The organism is Aeromonas intestinalis (assembly GCF_054052485.1).
In genome coordinates this window covers 14143-29807 of the sequence record NZ_JBSTYK010000011.1, presented here as the reverse complement: position 1 = coordinate 29807, position 15665 = coordinate 14143, and the positions used below count along the sequence as shown (strand labels likewise).

Below are 15665 nucleotides of genomic sequence, written 5' to 3'. Positions count from 1 at the left end.
CGGCACATGGCCGGATTTTTTATGGTAAGCGCGTGCTCACTCAGGGGCGATAGACCTTCACATTGTCAAAGCCCTGCTCCTTGAGATAGAGCGCCTGCAGCTTGCTCATCACGCCGCGGTCACAATAGAGCAGATAGGTCTGCTCTTTGGGCAGATCCCCGAAGGCGGTCGCCAGCTTGAAGAAGGGGATGTGCAGCACCTCGCGTCCTTCCACCACCAGCGGTTTGTCGTCGTGCTCGTCATTGGAGCGGATGTCCAGGATGACCTCGCCGGCGGCCAGCTCCTGGGTCATCTCCACTTCCTGTACCTGGGCCGCGGTCTCCTCGCCGATGCGGCGGATGTCGAGGTAGCGGGCCTCGGCCACCACCTTGTCCAGGATGGCGAAGTCGAAGTTGCCCTCTTCGGCCTCGATGCGGGCCAGATCCGCCTTCACCGTCGGCTTCTTGGAGATGACGCCGCAGTACTCCGGCATGGTCTCGGCGAATTCCAGGGTGCCGATGCGGCGCGCTTCACTGATGATGTCCGGCTTGTCCCAGGTGATGAGCGGACGCAGGATCACCTTGTCGGTCACCCGATCGATGACGTTGAGGTTGGTCAGGGTCTGGCTGGAGACCTGGCCCACGCACTCGCCGGTCACCAGCGCCGGGATCTGGAACTCGTCGGCCACCTTGGCGGCGGCACGCATCATCATCCGCTTGAGCACCACCCCCATCTGACCGTTGTCTACCTTCTCGAGGATTTCGGCCACCACGGGCTCGAAGTCCACCGCGGTGAAGCGCACCCGGTGGGAAGAACCGAAACGGTTCCACAGGTGATAGGCCACCTGCTTGACCCCGATCTCGTGGGCGGCGCCGCCAAGGTTGAAGAAGCAGTAGTGGACGCGGCAACCGCGCTTGATGAACTGGAAGGAGGCAACCCCGGAGTCAAAGCCGCCGGAGATGAGGCTCAGCACATCTTCCTGGGTGGCGATGGGCATGCCGCTCAGGCCCTGGTGGATGGCGCTGACGATGAACAGCTCCTCGCCATCGATCTCCAGATTGATCTTCACATCCGGGTTCTTCAGGCGCACACCTGCGCTCTCGCAGTGCTGGTTGAGGCCGCCCCCGACATAGCGCTCCACTTCGAGGGAGGAAAACTCGTGTTTGCCATGACGCTTGGCACGCACACAGAAGGTCTTCTCCTTGAGCTGCTCGCCCCAGACGCCTTTCACCTGCTCGAAGATGTCGTGCAGGTCGGTGAACTTGCTCGCCTGCACCTCGAGGAAGGCCTGGATGCCGGGAATGCAGGCCAGCGCCGCTATGGTCTGCTCGCGGAACTGGTCGTTGCGGGAGCTCACGATCAGCTTGTCCCAGTCCATCCGCACCCGGGCGTCGTCGTCGAAGCGTCGCAGGACGTTGCGGATGTTGCCCTGCAGGATCTTGATGAAACGCTGGCGAACCGACTTGCTCTTGATGGTGATTTCCGGGAACAGCTTGATAATGAACTTCATGATAATGACTCGGGTGGCCTCGATTTAAGGGCGCGGATTATATCAGAAGTTTGCGGCCAGCGCCTACAGGCTGAGCACTCCCCCGCATATCCCGCCCATTTCCCCACACAATGTTTGCCGCCGACCGGCCATGTTGCGTATATTCCTCTGCCTGCGGTCTGGCAACCCCAACAACATACAACAGATAGGCGTGATGAAGACCTACATCTACTACCCCGGCATGGAAGTGCGGGATGAACTCTGGCTCAAGTTTGCCCTGCTCTATCTGGAGCGGCTCGCCTTCGTCTTCACCGTCAGTGAAAAAAGCGGTCTCACCGCCCTGCTGGAGACCCTGCGTCAGCAGACGGATCTGCTCGCCGAGCGGCCCAGCGCCGACTTCTTCGCCGCCATCACCCCCCAGATCGAAAACCAGATCGCCGGCCTCATCGCCCCGGAATTCGTGCGCCACAAGGTGTTCGGCAACAAGGAGTTGATCACGCGCTGGCGCGCAAGCGCGAATCACGACTGTTTCTGCCCGGCCCAGGCGGGGCTTGAGCGGCTGCACGGCTTCTGTCTCACCCACGGCTTTGCCAGTCAGGATGAGGGGGGAATACGGATGGCGCGGCGCTTCGCCAACCTGCTCTCCATGCGCCTCGCCCGTGAGTGGGCACTCGCCAATGAGGGCGCCCTCATCACGGATCACGACTATCTGGATCGGCTGCTGCACCTGCTCGAATCCCGCTACCACCATCGCGGCGGCCAGGATTGCTTCCACCTCGAGATCCCGTTGCGAGTGCCCACTCACCTCGCCGACATACCCTTTGCCGAGCTTGTCGCCCTGCGCGGGCGCAGCGGCTTTCGTCAGCAGCTGGCCGAGTTCCATCAGGCCCTCGACGCCCTGCTCGCCATGCTCGCCAGCGGCTATGCCGACTCCGCAGTGCTGACCCGCTTCGAGCAGGCCCAGCAAGGCCTCAATCTGCTGCTGGGGCCAGATACCCGGAGCCTGCCGCTCACCACCCTCGTCAGCACCGGCTTGCCGGCCATGGCGATGATCCACCGTCTGAAGGAGAGCCACCCGGATAGCGCTCTCGTCTTTCACTCCATCAAGAAGAGCCACTTCCACCAGCGCAAGAGTCAGCACTTCTTCACCCGGCTGGGACAGGTCAAGCCCTGATTCGATCGGGGCTGATCTCTTCGCCATTCATCAGCCCATGTCATAAACAGGCGTCAATATTTTGTCGCGCCGCTGCGAGTTAAAAGAGATGCTCCTCCTGCTCAGGAGGGGTTTTCCAGTCGGAACTCGATGCGATCGCTGTTGCCCGCCTCATCCACCACCACCAGCTGATAGCGTCCCGCCGCGCTCAATACCTGATCCCCGTCCCAGCGCAGGCGCTCGCCGTTCAAAAACCAGTGCGCCTTGCCGATGCCACCGAGCACCCTGGGTTGCAGCCGATAACGCTGGCTGCGGATGAGATTCCCCTCTCCCAGAGCGACGATGCGGATGGGGGCCTGCTGATCCGCCCCCCGGTTTTCCCCCTCACAGCCGCTGGCCAGCAGCGCCCGGCGCCGCTCCGAAGGCTCGCGCCAGGGCTCGAGGGAGAGGGGCCAGAGCGCCCGCCAGGCGAAGCCATCGGCATCACGGCAGCGGGCCAAGGTCGGCTTGCCCTCCTCGGTCAGGGCCACCTTGCGCAGGGGTGAGGACCAGTCCATGGGATCCGGCAGGGTGGGGGGATCCCGCTCATCCAGCAGCCAGGCATTCTGCTGTTGCAAGCAGGCCTCTGGCAGGGTTGCGCTCGCTCGTCGCCCGAGCGGCCAGCAGATGTCGGCCTCGCTCACGGTGTTGGGCTGAACCGGCAAGGGGCTGGTATCGCCAAGGCGGGAGTAGACCGAGAGCAGCAGGGGGATGGCCGCGCTCTGACCGTAGAAGCCCGGCAAGGGGGTGCCATCGGGGCGCCCGAGCCAGACGCCAATGGTCCAGCGTCCGGAGACCCCGAGCGCCCAGCTGTCACGATAGCCGTAGCTGGTGCCCGTCTTCCACGCCAGGCGGTTGACTCGGCCGGTCGCCTCGCTCGTGAAGGGCTGATCCTCCCGCCCCTGGGCGCTCAGGATATGCCAGATGATCCAGGCCGCCCCCGGACTCAGCAAGGGACGCGACACCGCCTGCTGCCCCGCGAGCCAGACCGGCATCGCCACCTGTCCCTGGCGGCTGAGGGCGCTGTAGAGCGCCACCAGCTGCTCCAGCCGGATACCCGCCGCCCCGAGCGCGATGGCCGGGTTGGGTCTATCCGAGAGTGCCAGCCGCACCCCGGCGTTATCCAGCCGGTTGACGAAGCTGCCCGGCCCCAGCGCCTCCAGCACCTGCACCGCCGGCACGTTGAGAGACTGCTGCAACGCCTGGGTCAGGGTCACCGGCCCCTGGAAGGCGCCGGTGAAGTTGGCGGGTCTGTAGTCCGAGCCCAGACGGGGGGCGTCGGCCAGCAGGGAGGCCGAATGCACCAGACCCGCATCCAGCGCCAGACCATAGATGAAGGGTTTGAGGGTAGAGCCGGGGGAGCGAATGGCCTGCACCATGTCGAGGTAGCCGTGGCGCCTCAGGTTGCCATACTCGGCGCTGCCCACGTAGGCACGCACCGCCATGGTGGCGTTGTCCACCAGCAAGAGGGCCGCCGAGGTCTGCTCGGGGAAGCGGCGGATATAGCTCTCTACCCTGTCCTCCAGCCAGCGCTGCAGGTTGCCGTCTATGGTGGTGTGCACCAGGGCCCCCGGCTGGCTGTTGGCGGCGAGACGGGCAAAGAGCGGCGCTTCCATGGGGGTGAAGTGACCACGGGCCAGCACGGGCTCGATGCGCCCCTGCTCCCAAACGGATGTCGCCCAGGTGCCCTGCACCACCAGGCGCTGCATCACCTTGTCCCGGGCGGCGCGGGCCCGCTCCGGGTGCCGGTCCGGTCGATAACGGCTGGGGGCCTGGGGCAGCACCGCCAGCAGGGCCGCCTCCGCGTGGGTGAGCTTGGCCGCACTCTTGCCGAGATAGGCGAAACTCGCGGCCTGCACCCCTTCCAGGTTGCCGCCAAAGGGGGCCCGGTTGAGGTAGACGGTGAGCAGGGTGCGCTTGTCGTAGTGCCACTCCAGTTGCAACGCCCGCGCCATCTGGCGCAGCTTGCCCGGCACGCTGCGATGGTAGGGCTCGATGAGCCGCGCCACCTGCATGGTGAGGGTGGAACCGCCGGAGATGGCCCGCCCATAGCGCAGCCACTGCCAGACCCCTCGCACCATGGCGACGGGGTTGACCCCGGGGTGCCACCAGAAATGGCGATCCTCGTAACCGAGCAGCGCCTCTATGTAGCGGGGGGAGACCTGCGCCAGGGTGACCGGGTAGCGCCAGACTCCGCTGGTGTCGGCGAAGGCCCGCAGGGGCCTGCCCTGGCTGTCCAGCACCACCCGTGCATAGGCGGGATCCAGCGGCGGTGGCGGGAAGGCCCTGTCCAGCACCAGCAATAGCAGAAGCAGGGCCCCCACCCCGGCGACCCCAAGGCGCAGCCAGAACGGCAGACGACGCAGCCCCAGAAGCAGGGCCTGCCAGTGCTGATGCAGCCACTGGCGCCCTTGGTGCCACCAACCGGCCGGACTCACCTCCCCTTGCATGGGCGTCTTACTCAGAGATGGTCACCTCGTGGATGTCCTGCCCCACCGCCCTCAGCTCGGGACGATACATGTCCTCCACCTGGGTCGGCGGCACCTGATAGCGACCCGGAGTCACCGCCCGCATCAGGTAGACCAGCTGCTGATTGCCCCCCTCGCTCAGATCCAGAGCGGCCGTATAGCGGTCATCCTTGAACTCCTGATGCTTGAGGTAGTCGTTCCAGTCGCTCTGCCAGGCGGGTTTGCCTTCGATCTTCAGCTCCTCGAGCTTGATGCTGTTGCCAAGAGCCGGGTTTTCCAGCTCGAAGCCCGCCGGCAACATATCCACCAGCAGGGTGTCGGGCACCGCCTGTTCGCTGTTCACATTGAGCCTCACCACCACCAGATCCCCCACCCGCACCCTGGCGGGATCGAGCTGCTTGCCATCCCCGTTGAACCAGCTGCGGGTGACGCTCATCCCCTGACTGATGCGGCTGGGCGCCTGCTCCGGGTAGCCGATGAGGGTACGCTGCACATAGAGAGAACCCTTGCCGTCGTTACCGATGCCGGTCACCGCCAGCACCTCGGGGGTACCGAGCTGCTGACTCGTCTGGCCGGCGAGGGGCTTCTCGCCACTCGCGCTCGCCACCCTGGCCTGCCAGTCGACGGCGGGGTCGACCTGGGCCAGACGCAGCAGGGCGAGCCGCTCCTGGGTGCTGAGCCACTGGCGGTGGGCCAGGGTATCGGCCAGCTTGGCACTCAGTCCGGCCCAGCTATCCGGTGCCAGCTGGTGTTGGCGCAGCAGGGCGAGCTCGAGCGCCCCGTCCCGCAGGGGGGAGCCATAGTCCGCGAGGTAATCATCCCCCCGCTCGGTGGCCAGTGCCCGGGTCAGGGCCTCGGTCCCCCCTTGCTGATCCCCCATGGCGGACAGGGCCAGGGAGAGATGCAGCAGGGGCAGGCCGGAGCGGGCGTGATCCGCCTGCTGCTCCCAGATGAGCCGCAGGGTGGAGAGCGGCGCCTTGCCCACCCGCGCCAACACATAGGCGCTGTAGGCCTGATAGGCCAGCCGGCTGTGCTCGGGGGCACTGCTCCAGCGCTCGCCGTACTGGCTGTCGGTGAGGTAGTTCTGCAGTCGCATGAGGGCCAGGCTCAGCATGGCCTCGGGCACCGCTTCCCCGGCTTCCTTGCGGGTCAGCAGGTAGTCGGCGGCGTAGGCGGTGAGCCACTGCTCCTCGTCGGAGCGCCCGTCCCAGAGCCCGAAGCCGCCGCTCGGCAGTTGCAGCCGTTGCAGCCGCTGCATCAGGGTCCGCTGCACCTCTGCCTCGCTCTGCGCCTTGGCGGGCTTGGGCAAGTTTTTGGACCAGGCCTCCCGCTCGGCGGCCGTGGTCAGCTCATAGGGCCAGGCGCGCGACAGGGTCTGCTCCAGGCAGGCGTAGGGGTAGTCGGCCAGGGCCTGCCACTGGGCCGCCGGATCCCAGGGGGGGGTGCCGGAGAGGCTCAGCAACCCCTGCAGATTGGCGGGGGCCAACCCCGCCAGCTCCTCCGGGGCGAAGCTCATCTGCTGGCCGGGCGCCAGCATCTGATAGCGCTGGCGGGTCTGGGCCGGCCAGGGGGAGCGAAGAGGCAGCGACCAGTCGCGGCTCATAGTGAAGTCCTCACCGCTGGCAGCCAGCGCCAGGCGTGCCACTCCGCTAGCCCCCGTGACGGTGAGCGGCAGGGTGAGCCAGCGCTCCTCGCCGTTTTTAAGGTCCAGGGTTTTGGGCAGTTCAGCGCCTGCCTGCAGGCCGCCGCTCAGGGTCCAGTTCAGGGAGAGGGATTGATCCTGGCCGCTCATGTTGCGCAGTTGCACCAGGGCGCGGGTCTCGTCCCCGCGAGCGCCGAAGCGTGGCCAGCCTATCTCGGCCACCAGGGGGGAGACCACCTTGACGGCGCGCTCGGCCTGGCCAACCTGCTGCTCGTTCCAGGCCAGGGCCATCAGCGCCAGCTCGCCGTTGAAGTTCGGCAGCTCCAGCGGTATGACCGCCTTGCCGCTCTCATTGAAGCTCACCTCCCCACTCCAGAGCGCCGCCACCTCGACCCGGCTCTCCAGGGCCCCGCCCTTCTTGAGCGCCGGCGCATCACCGCCGTAGTTCAGGCGCGCCAGCTTGCCGTCCTGAGGGGGGATCACCTGACCATAGTTATCGAACAGGTCCTGGGCGAAGCGCTTGCGACCAAAGAAGATCTCGAACGGGTCGAGGGGTTTATAGTCGCTGATGTTGAGCACCCCCCTGTCCACCGCCGCCAGCACCACCCGGCCCCGGCTGTTGGGGGTGGAGCTGGCCGTCACCTCGAGGCGAGTCAGGGGCACCGCCTTGTCCGGCGCACTCAGGATCAGCGGCAGGTGGCGCGCCTCCCTGTCCAGGGTGAGGGGCACCAGACCGACCGAGCGCAGGCTCTGCACCCGCGCCTGGCTCACCGGCAGCTCTTCGCTGTCCGGGGCCGCTATCTGGGCCGAGATATGCAAGTCATGACGCAGCCACTCCGGGCTGATGGGGATCTCGAACTCCCCGCGCCCCGTTTTCGCTTCACCGCCTTCGGCTTGCAACTCGATGCGCTGCCACCAGCGCAGACCATCCCCGTCTTCCACCATCAGCAGACCCTTGCCGGCGCGAGGGGCGACCAGGGTCACCCTGGCCTTGTCACCGGCCTGATAGGCCCGCTTGTCGAGACTGATGGCAATCTTGTCGGGGCGCGCCTGCTCACCGCCACCGCCCCAGGCGTAGCTGCCGATCTCGAGGCGCAGGCTGGACTCATGACCCTGGCTGTTCTGCACCTCGAGGCGATACCAGCCGGCCGCCAGCGGCAGGCTCAGGGGCGTCGGGCCCTTGCCATCCAGTTGCAGGGTCAGCTCCTGCTCGAGGTAGGGCTGGGGATTGTATTCATACTTCCAGCCCTCGCCGCCCGCGTAATGCCAGTAGTAGTCGCGGTATTCGTTGATTAGGCGTACCTTCACCGCCCCCGCCACCGGCTGACCCTGCTCATCCAGATTGAGGATCTGGAACGGCAAGGGTCTGCCCCCCTCCACCCGCTCCGCCATGAAGTCCGCCTTGAGGGCTGGCCACTGGCTCCCCGCCGGCCAACCGTATTGGGTGTGGCTGCGATTCACCGCCCGGCCACCTGGCTCGGACAGCGACACCCGATAACTCACCTCGAGGGGTCCCAGGGCCTTCACCTCTTCCAACTGATCCCCGAGGGCAAAGTGCCCCTGCCCTTGTTCATCCAGGGTCAGGGTGACCGGCTCCAGCTCCTTGGCCTGCTCGGTCAGCAGCACATCACCCAGGGTGAACTCCTGCCACTGGCTGAAGGGCATGAGGGCGCGGCTGATGGTTACCTCGGCCTTGGCCTTGGTGCCGCTGGCGGGGGCGCCGTAGAGATAATCCCCCTTGAGAGGCAGCGAGAGCGCTTCGACATCGCCGAGCAGCTCCCCGTCAGGCCCGGTGCCAAGCTGGAGTTTCAGCCGCTCCGGCAGGAACTCCTCCACCAGGAAGGGCCACTCGAAGCGACTGCCGGCGGCGGTTTTCAGCTGGATGGTCCAGCGACCCAGGGGGGCATCCTGTGGCAATCTCAGACTGTAACCCACCGCCCCCAGGTTGTTCGGCAACAACCGCTTCTGCTCCAGCAGTTGCCCGTCCGGTTGCTTCACTTCCAGCTCCACCGCCATGCCGGGCAGCAGCTGACCATCCTGCCCCTTGAGCAGGATCTCGCTGTCGAGCCGCTCGCCGGGGCGATAGAGATCCCGGCCGCTGAAGAGATAGAGTTGCTGTGCCTGCCAGGGCTGGGTGCCGAGATCGAAGGCGGAGAGATCCAGCGCCGCGCCGTCGAGGCGCAGCACCGCCAGGTGCTGGCCCTGCTCGGCCAGCAGCAGCCTGGCCCCCTGCACCTGCTCGAAGCGGCGGTACCCCTGGGCGTCCGTGCTCTGCACCTGCAGCCGGTTGCCCTTCTCATCGAGCAGGGAGAGTTGCACGTCCTTGAGGGGAGAGGCGCTGGCCAGGGAGCTGACGAACACCGCCAGCTGATCCGGATAGCGACGGGCGCTCAGACCCATGTCGCTCACTGCGAAATAGGTGGTCTCCTTGCGCCAGTTGTAGTCGCCAAGGGGGGACATGACCGCGAAATAGACGCCGGCCTGCGCCAGCTGCGGCTCCTTCACGTTGATGAGGCGGGTCTCTCGGCGGTTGGGATCGAGCGCCAGGGCGTAGCGACCGCTGAACACCCGCTTGGCCCGCGCACTGACCTGCTCCAGATCCCAGTTGCCCATGCCGGCCCCCGGCTTGTACTCGGCGAGGAAGCGCGGCAGATAGTCCACATCAATCCTGAAGAAGTCGATATTGACCTCGTCCACGTTGACCGCGCTGATGGGCAGGCGCAGCTCCTGACGCAGGGGCAGCACCATGCCGCTGGCGGTGAAGGAGGCCCCGGCCTCCAGCGGCCGGGTCTTGAGAGTCCAGTGTTGGGCCCTGGGTCCCAGCCCCTCTTTGAGGCTCACCTCGTAACTCTTGTTTGGCTCAACGCTCGGGAAATAGAGGGTGCGACCATCCTCGGCCAGGATCCACTCCCCCTGCACCTGCTTGCCCCCTTCCGTCACCCCAAGCCAGCTCTGCCAGCTGCGCCTTGGCGGGAGCGGGCCGGAGAAGACCAGGGCCAGGGCCGGGGCATTCCGGTATTGCCGCGCGCTGGCCTGGCTGATGTGTTCAGGTGCACCGGGCTCTTCCGTGCTCGCCACAGGAGTGGATCCCGCCTTGGGTTCCGCCGGTTCAGGGCCGCAGCCCCCCAGCAACACGGCCAACGACAGGGCAAGCAATGGAAGAATGCGGGGCTTGGAGAGGGGCGCGAAGAGGTACATGGATGTCATCCCGGATTGAATCACCGCGACGGCGGTGCAAGGAGTACAGGATAAGGGATCCCGTCTCATTAATACAAAATCCCTTATCCAGAACGAGATACTACATAAGTGGCATATTAAAGCAGAACAGACCATCCATGAATGTCTCAGAGATATAATTCAATCGACACTCTCGGTAGGAACCTCATTATATCGTTGTCGGAATTTATCCGTTTTCTGAACCCAGGCTAAACTGCAAACAATAGTTCACTTGTGTGCCTTGCGTGGACTATTTATGCTTTGCCGCCATCAAATCAGAACCATCAATCAAATAAATTTCAAATAGTTAGGAACCGTCTTTACAAGCCCACTGCCTGTGCCATAAATGAAGCACGGGTATGCAGCAATGCCAAGACGAACCCAATTATTGAACTCAGGTTCATTTATTACTGCATCACAGTATCCCCGTTGGCCCGGCTTTTTTGTCGGGCCAACATCGTTATGTGCTCACTACCTGCCGGAGTCATACCAGAATGGAAAATAACGATCTCGTCATAGTCGAAAAAAGACTGGTGACCCGATTCTTGGATATGTTTATCAAGTTCGGGCTTATCCTGGGTCTGGCCTCCTTCTGCTTCACCGTCTTCTCCCCCTTCATGAACATGATGCTGTGGGGTCTTATCCTGGCGGTGACCCTCTATCCGCTCCATCAGCGCTTCGCCGCCCGCCTCGGTGGCAAACAGGGTCGCGCTTCCACCCTGCTGGTGCTGCTGGGCATCGTGCTCATCGTCGTTCCCACCATCGCCATGGTCAGCTCCCTGGGTGACAGTGTCAGCTCCCTGGTTCACAAGGTGGAGAACAACACCCTGACCATACCGGCACCCTCCGACAGCATCGCCGCCATTCCGCTGGTGGGCGAGAAGCTGCACGCCTTCTGGCTGAAGGCCTCGGTGGACTTGCCGAGCCTCATCAAGAGCTACCAGCCCCAGCTCGGCGACATTGCCAAGCAGGTCGTCGGCATGCTGGCCAGCATGGGGGGCGGTCTGCTGGGCTTCGTCGCCTCCTTCATCGTCGCCGGCATCATCATGGCCTGGGGGGCACCGGGCGCCGTCAGCGCCACCCGCATCGCCATTCGCTTCACCGATGAAAACAAGGGGATCGCCCTCATCAAGCTGTGCACCAGCACCATCAGGGCGGTGGCACAGGGGGTCATCGGCGTGGCCTTCATCCAGGCGCTGCTGGCGGGCATCATCATGTCCCTCGCGGGGATCCCGGCCGTGGGCATCTTCTTCGTGCTGGCGCTGATCCTCGGCATCGCCCAGGTGCCCGTCATCCTGGTCACGGGGCCGGTGATTGCCTACATGTGGATGGCCGGGGATCACGGCACCGTCGTCAACATCGTCTATACCGTGCTGCTGGTCATCGCCGGCATGGCGGACAACGTGCTCAAGCCGTTGCTGCTCGGCCGCGGGGTGGACGCCCCCATGCCCGTGGTGCTGCTCGGCGCCCTCGGTGGCATGGCCACCAACGGCATCCTCGGCATGTTCATCGGTGCCACCATGCTCTCCATCGGCTATCGCATCTTCATGGCCTGGGTCAACGAAGGTCAGCCCGGCGTGAAGCAATAACCCATGGTCGTCATTCATCACGCCATGCGCCCCCCCATTTGAGGGGGCGCATGGCCGGTTATGTGTTGCAGCACCCGGCGTGGGCCCCCCTATAAAACGCCCCAAGTCACCGAGCTGGCAGGCTGGCAAAACGCCAGTCAGGGGCAACGTGCCGCCACCGCGACTGACTACCGGCAATGGTGGGCGCAGTTGCACGATCCCGTGCTCAGCGCTCTGATCGAGGAGGCCCTTCGCAACAACCCGGATGTGCGCATCGCGGGTCTGCGGATCCTCGAGGCCCAGGCCCAGCTCGGCATCGCCGAGAGCCTGCTCGGCCCGCAGGCCACGGTCGGTACCGGAGAGTTCCTGCAGACCGGCCAGAGCCGGGATGGCCACAGCAGCGCAGGCAGCAACTATGGCGCGGGGTTCAACCTCGGCTGGGAGCTCGATTTCTGGGGCAAGTTCCGGCGCGGGATCGAATCGGCGGATGCCAACTACTTCGCGACCCTGGCGCAATACGACGATGTGCAGGTGCTGATGATTGCCCAGGTCGCCCAGCTCTACGTGAGCATCAGAACCGTCGAGGCCAGGCTTCAGATAGCCCATGACAACGCCCGCCTCCAGCGCCGCAGTCTGGAGATCACCGAGCGGCTGTTCAAGAGCGGCAACAGCGCCGAGCTGGACGTGCAGCAGGCCAGAACCCAGTATCTGGGCACCCTCTCCGGCATACCGCAGTTGCAGACCAGTTTGCGCCAGAGCCAGAACGCCCTCTCGACCCTGCTGGCCCGCACGCCGGGCCCCCTGCCCGAGATGGGCGCAGGGACGGGGCAGATCCCCCGGGGTCAGCTCGCCCTGGTCGCCGAACTGCCCGCCGATTTGCTGCGCCGCCGCCCCGATGTGCGGGTCGCCGAGCGGCAACTGGCCGCCCAGTCGGCCCTCATCGGAGTGGCCGAGAGCGAGCTCTACCCCTCCATCACCCTGCTCGGCACCCTGGGGGTCAGCGCCACCGGTGGCAGCAGCGGCACCTACTCCTGGGCTGTGGGTCCGTCGCTCAGCTGGAACCTGCTGGATCAGGGGCGCCTCGGCAATCAGGTACTGGTGCAGGATGCCCGCTTACAGCAGCTTCATGAGCGCTATCGCGACACCCTGTTCAAGGCGGCCAGGGAGGTGGATGACGCCGCCATCGCCTACGCCAACGGCCAGGACGAAATTGCCCTGCTGACCCAGACGGGGGCCGCGGCGCGGCGCTCTCTGGACATCGCCAACACCCAGTACCGGGAAGGCATGGCCGACTTTCAGCGGGTGCTCGACTCCCAGCGCGCCCTGTTCAGCCAGCAGGAGCGGCTGGTCAACAGCCGGGGCGCCCGCATGCGCGACCTCATCACCCTCTACAAGGCTCTGGGTGGCGGCTGGGAGCAGGGGCGATCCCGCCCCCTGGTGACGCCCGCCGTCGAAGCCCAGTTGCGCAAGCGTGCCGACTGGGCCCCCTTGCTCGACCAGGTCCAGCCGCCAGCCCCCTCTTCCCAGAAGGTAAGTGCCCATGACTGACAACACTCCCCCCGGCAAGGCCAGCCGCAACGCCACCCTGGGGCTGCTCGGGCTCATCGCCCTGCTGCTCGGCTGGTATCTGCTGGCCGACCGGCTGACCCCCTACAGCTCCCAGGCCCGGGTGCAGGCCTTCGTGGTTCCGATCGCCGCCGAAGTGGCCGGCCAGATCCAGCGGGTCCATGTGCACGACAACCAGGACGTAGCGGCGGGGGATCCCCTGTTCGAGATAGACCCCGAACCCTATGAGATCGCCCTGGCCAAGGCACGCTCCGACTACCAGACGGTGTTGAGCGGCGTCAAGGCGGGCAACGAGGGGGTCAAGGCGGCCGAGGCGGCCCTGATGGCCATGCGCGCCGCCTATGACAATGCCGCCAAGGATGCCGCCCGCCAGGAGCGGCTCTATAGGGAGGATCCGGGGGCCATCTCGGTACGCCGTCTCGAAGTCGCCCAGGCCAGCCGGGAAACCGCCAAGAGCCAGGTGGCGGCGGCCGAAGCCGACGTGCGCCGCGCCATCGAAGCCGCCGGCGCCAGCGGCGATGACAATTCCCAGTTGCTCAGCGCTCGCTCGGCGGTCCACAAGGCCGAGCTGGATCGCGCCAACACCCGGGTAGTGGCGCCAGGGCGCGGCCTCATCACGGATCTTCGCACGGACGCCGGCCAGTTTATCGGTGCCGGTGCTCCGGCCATGACCCTGATCGCCATCCACGACGTCTGGATCTCGGCGGATCTGACGGAGAACAACCTCGGCAACGTCCAGCCCGGCGACAGGGTCGCCATCTTGCTGGACAGTCTGCCCGGTCGCCTGTTTGAAGGGGAAGTGCGCAGCATCGGCTACGGGGTGAGCGATGGCAAGAGCCAGCCCGCCGGCACCCTGCCGAGCGTGGACAACAACCGGGACTGGCTACGCCAGGCCCAGCGCTTCCCGGTCAAGGTGGCCTTCAAGGAGGGGGGTCTGCCACCGGCCGACGGGCTGCGGGTCGGTGGCCAGGCCGATGTCATGATCTATGCCGCCGATAATGGCCTGATGAACCTGCTGGGGGGGCTCTACATCCGGTTGATGAGCCTCTGCTCCTTCCTCTACTAGGTGGTCTATGCATAACGCCGACAGGGCAATCCTTCGCATCGGTACCGGCATCGCGCTGGCGGCGGGGATCTGCTACGGACTCGCCCTGCCCATGCCCCACCTTGGACTCATCATGGCCTGGGTGGTGTTGTGCCGCCCGGGAGACCCCCTGGGCTTGCAGAAGGGATTGGCGGGTGGCCTCTTGCTGATGGTCGTGATGATGGGAGGCGTGCTGCTGGTGCCCCTGCTGACCCACTACGCCCCGGCGGCCGTGCTGCTCGTCACCCTGCTGCTCTATCTGCTGATGCTGCAGGGGATGGCGGGCAAGGGGGTGGCCTCCATGCTGCTCATCATGGCCATCACGGTGATCCCGGTGGCCGGCCTCATCGAGCAGCGACTTGCCATCGCCATCGCCCAGATGATGGCGGTGGGGATCCTGGTGGGGACCCTGGTCAACGCCCTGGCTCATCGTCTGTTTCCACCCGGACCGGCGACACAGTCCGCCCCAAGGCCTAGGCCCGCTCCCCCGGAGCATCCAGAGCGGCTGGCGCTGCGAGCCGTCATCATAGTGTTGCCGGTCTGGCTGCTGGCCCTCGGCAATCCCGCCTTCTACATTCCCGCCGTGATGAAGACGGTGGCCCTGGGCCAGCAGAGCAGCGCCCTCAGCGCCAAAGCGGCGGGCAAGGAGCTGTTGGGCTCGACCCTGATGGGGGCCCTGCTGGCCTTTGCGCTCTGGATGGGGCTCGGCATCTGGCCGTCACTGCTGATGTTGATGCTGATGCTGGCCCTGATGACCCTCTGGCTGGCACGGCGACTGTTTGGGCTGGTACCGACCCGCTTCCCGCCCTCGTTCTGGAGCAATGCCTGGATCACGGCGATCATTTTGTTCGGCCCGGCCATCGAAGACAGCGCGGCGGGCAAGGATGTCTGGCTCGCGGCGGCGATGCGCTGCGGCCTCTATCTGTTGGTGGCTGGCTACGGCTGGTGCTGTATCTGGCTGTTCGAACAGCGGTGGCCGGTCGGCCGCCCCCTGGCTGAGCAACCCCTTGGAGAGTGATATGTTGACCATCTTTCTGGTCGGGATCCCGGTGATCCTGGCCAACATGCTGCTGCAATCCCTGGTGTCGGTCTGGTGCATCCGCTTCTATTTCAAGCGCTTTGGCGAGCGGGAAGGCATCGTCGCCGGGGTGTTGGCGCTGTTTGGCATCATCACCCTGGTGATGCTGGGCAACCTGGCCCAGATCGCCATCTGGGGTGCGCTCTTCCTCTGGCTGGGAGAGTTCTCCACCCTGCACGACGCCGTCTATCACTCCGGGGTCAACTTCGCCACCCTGGGTTACGGGGATATCGTCATGAGCCCGCAGTGGCGACTGCTGGGGCCACTGGAGGCGGTCAACGGCGCCCTGATGATTGGCCTGTCCGGCGCCTGCATGCTGGCGGTGCTGCAGCATCATGTTCGCAAGCAATTTCCGAGATAACGCGAAGCGGCGGGGCCACATC

The 15665-nt window shown here is 65.4% G+C and carries 9 protein-coding genes; 6 read left to right on the top strand and 3 right to left on the bottom strand.

The window, feature by feature from the left end; translation table 11 throughout:
* Nucleotides 1–40 precede the first annotated feature (40 nt).
* The gene (gene thiI, locus ACW5W7_RS14780; RefSeq protein WP_456502196.1) at nt 41–1489 is read right to left on the bottom strand and encodes a tRNA uracil 4-sulfurtransferase ThiI; all 1449 of its coding nucleotides are present in this window, start codon (nt 1487–1489) and stop codon (nt 41–43) included.
* A 193-nt stretch (nt 1490–1682) separates the two neighbouring features.
* Between thiI and ACW5W7_RS14775 the strand changes: the two genes are divergently transcribed.
* Nucleotides 1683–2642, top strand: a complete 960-nt coding sequence (locus ACW5W7_RS14775) for a hypothetical protein (RefSeq protein ID WP_456502195.1) — start codon at nt 1683–1685, stop codon at nt 2640–2642.
* A 101-nt stretch (nt 2643–2743) separates the two neighbouring features.
* Here ACW5W7_RS14775 and pbpC read toward each other — a convergent pair whose 3' ends face one another.
* Nucleotides 2744–5110 (bottom strand): penicillin-binding protein 1C, encoded by a 2367-nt coding sequence (gene pbpC / locus ACW5W7_RS14770; RefSeq protein WP_456502194.1) that lies wholly within the window; start codon nt 5108–5110, stop codon nt 2744–2746.
* Between the two features lie 7 nt (nt 5111–5117).
* Nucleotides 5118–9968, bottom strand: coding sequence for an alpha-2-macroglobulin family protein (locus tag ACW5W7_RS14765; protein ID WP_456502193.1), 4851 nt, complete (start codon nt 9966–9968; stop codon nt 5118–5120).
* Nucleotides 9969–10537: 569 nt separating this feature from the next.
* Here ACW5W7_RS14765 and ACW5W7_RS14760 point away from each other — a divergent pair.
* Genes ACW5W7_RS14760 through ACW5W7_RS14740 form a run of 5 tightly spaced genes read left to right on the top strand, consistent with a single transcriptional unit; the run spans nt 10538 to nt 15643 of the window.
* A complete protein-coding gene (locus ACW5W7_RS14760; RefSeq protein WP_349921748.1) occupies nt 10538–11575 on the top strand; it encodes an AI-2E family transporter in 1038 nt (345 codons plus the stop codon).
* 60 nt (nt 11576–11635) lie between these two features.
* Nucleotides 11636–13102 carry an efflux transporter outer membrane subunit gene (locus tag ACW5W7_RS14755; protein WP_456502192.1) on the top strand — a complete coding sequence of 489 codons (1467 nt, stop codon included), beginning with the start codon at nt 11636–11638 and terminating at the stop codon, nt 13100–13102.
* Nucleotides 13095–14186, top strand: coding sequence for an HlyD family secretion protein (locus ACW5W7_RS14750; protein WP_456502191.1), 1092 nt, complete (start codon nt 13095–13097; stop codon nt 14184–14186). The genes ACW5W7_RS14755 and ACW5W7_RS14750 overlap by 8 nt, the downstream gene beginning before the upstream one ends.
* A gap of 7 nt (nt 14187–14193) precedes the next feature.
* The gene (locus ACW5W7_RS14745; RefSeq protein ID WP_456502190.1) at nt 14194–15222 is read left to right on the top strand and encodes a hypothetical protein; all 1029 of its coding nucleotides are present in this window, start codon (nt 14194–14196) and stop codon (nt 15220–15222) included.
* A gap of 1 nt (nt 15223) precedes the next feature.
* Nucleotides 15224–15643 (top strand): ion channel, encoded by a 420-nt coding sequence (locus ACW5W7_RS14740; protein WP_456502189.1) that lies wholly within the window; start codon nt 15224–15226, stop codon nt 15641–15643.
* The last annotated feature ends 22 nt before the right edge of the window (nt 15644–15665 follow it).

What these genes read in the sequence shown, in the direction of transcription:
- ACW5W7_RS14750 (WP_456502191.1), top strand. Translation starts at nt 13,095, where the DNA reads ATGACTGACAACACTCCCCCCGGCAAGGCCAGCCGCAACGCCACCCTG.
- thiI (WP_456502196.1), bottom strand. Translation starts at nt 1,489, where the DNA reads ATGAAGTTCATTATCAAGCTGTTCCCGGAAATCACCATCAAGAGCAAG.
- ACW5W7_RS14765 (WP_456502193.1), bottom strand. Translation starts at nt 9,968, where the DNA reads ATGTACCTCTTCGCGCCCCTCTCCAAGCCCCGCATTCTTCCATTGCTT.
- ACW5W7_RS14745 (WP_456502190.1), top strand. Translation starts at nt 14,194, where the DNA reads ATGCATAACGCCGACAGGGCAATCCTTCGCATCGGTACCGGCATCGCG.
- ACW5W7_RS14760 (WP_349921748.1), top strand. Translation starts at nt 10,538, where the DNA reads ATGTTTATCAAGTTCGGGCTTATCCTGGGTCTGGCCTCCTTCTGCTTC.
- ACW5W7_RS14740 (WP_456502189.1), top strand. Translation starts at nt 15,224, where the DNA reads ATGTTGACCATCTTTCTGGTCGGGATCCCGGTGATCCTGGCCAACATG.
- ACW5W7_RS14755 (WP_456502192.1), top strand. Translation starts at nt 11,636, where the DNA reads ATGTGTTGCAGCACCCGGCGTGGGCCCCCCTATAAAACGCCCCAAGTC.
- ACW5W7_RS14775 (WP_456502195.1), top strand. Translation starts at nt 1,683, where the DNA reads ATGAAGACCTACATCTACTACCCCGGCATGGAAGTGCGGGATGAACTC.
- pbpC (WP_456502194.1), bottom strand. Translation starts at nt 5,110, where the DNA reads ATGCAAGGGGAGGTGAGTCCGGCCGGTTGGTGGCACCAAGGGCGCCAG.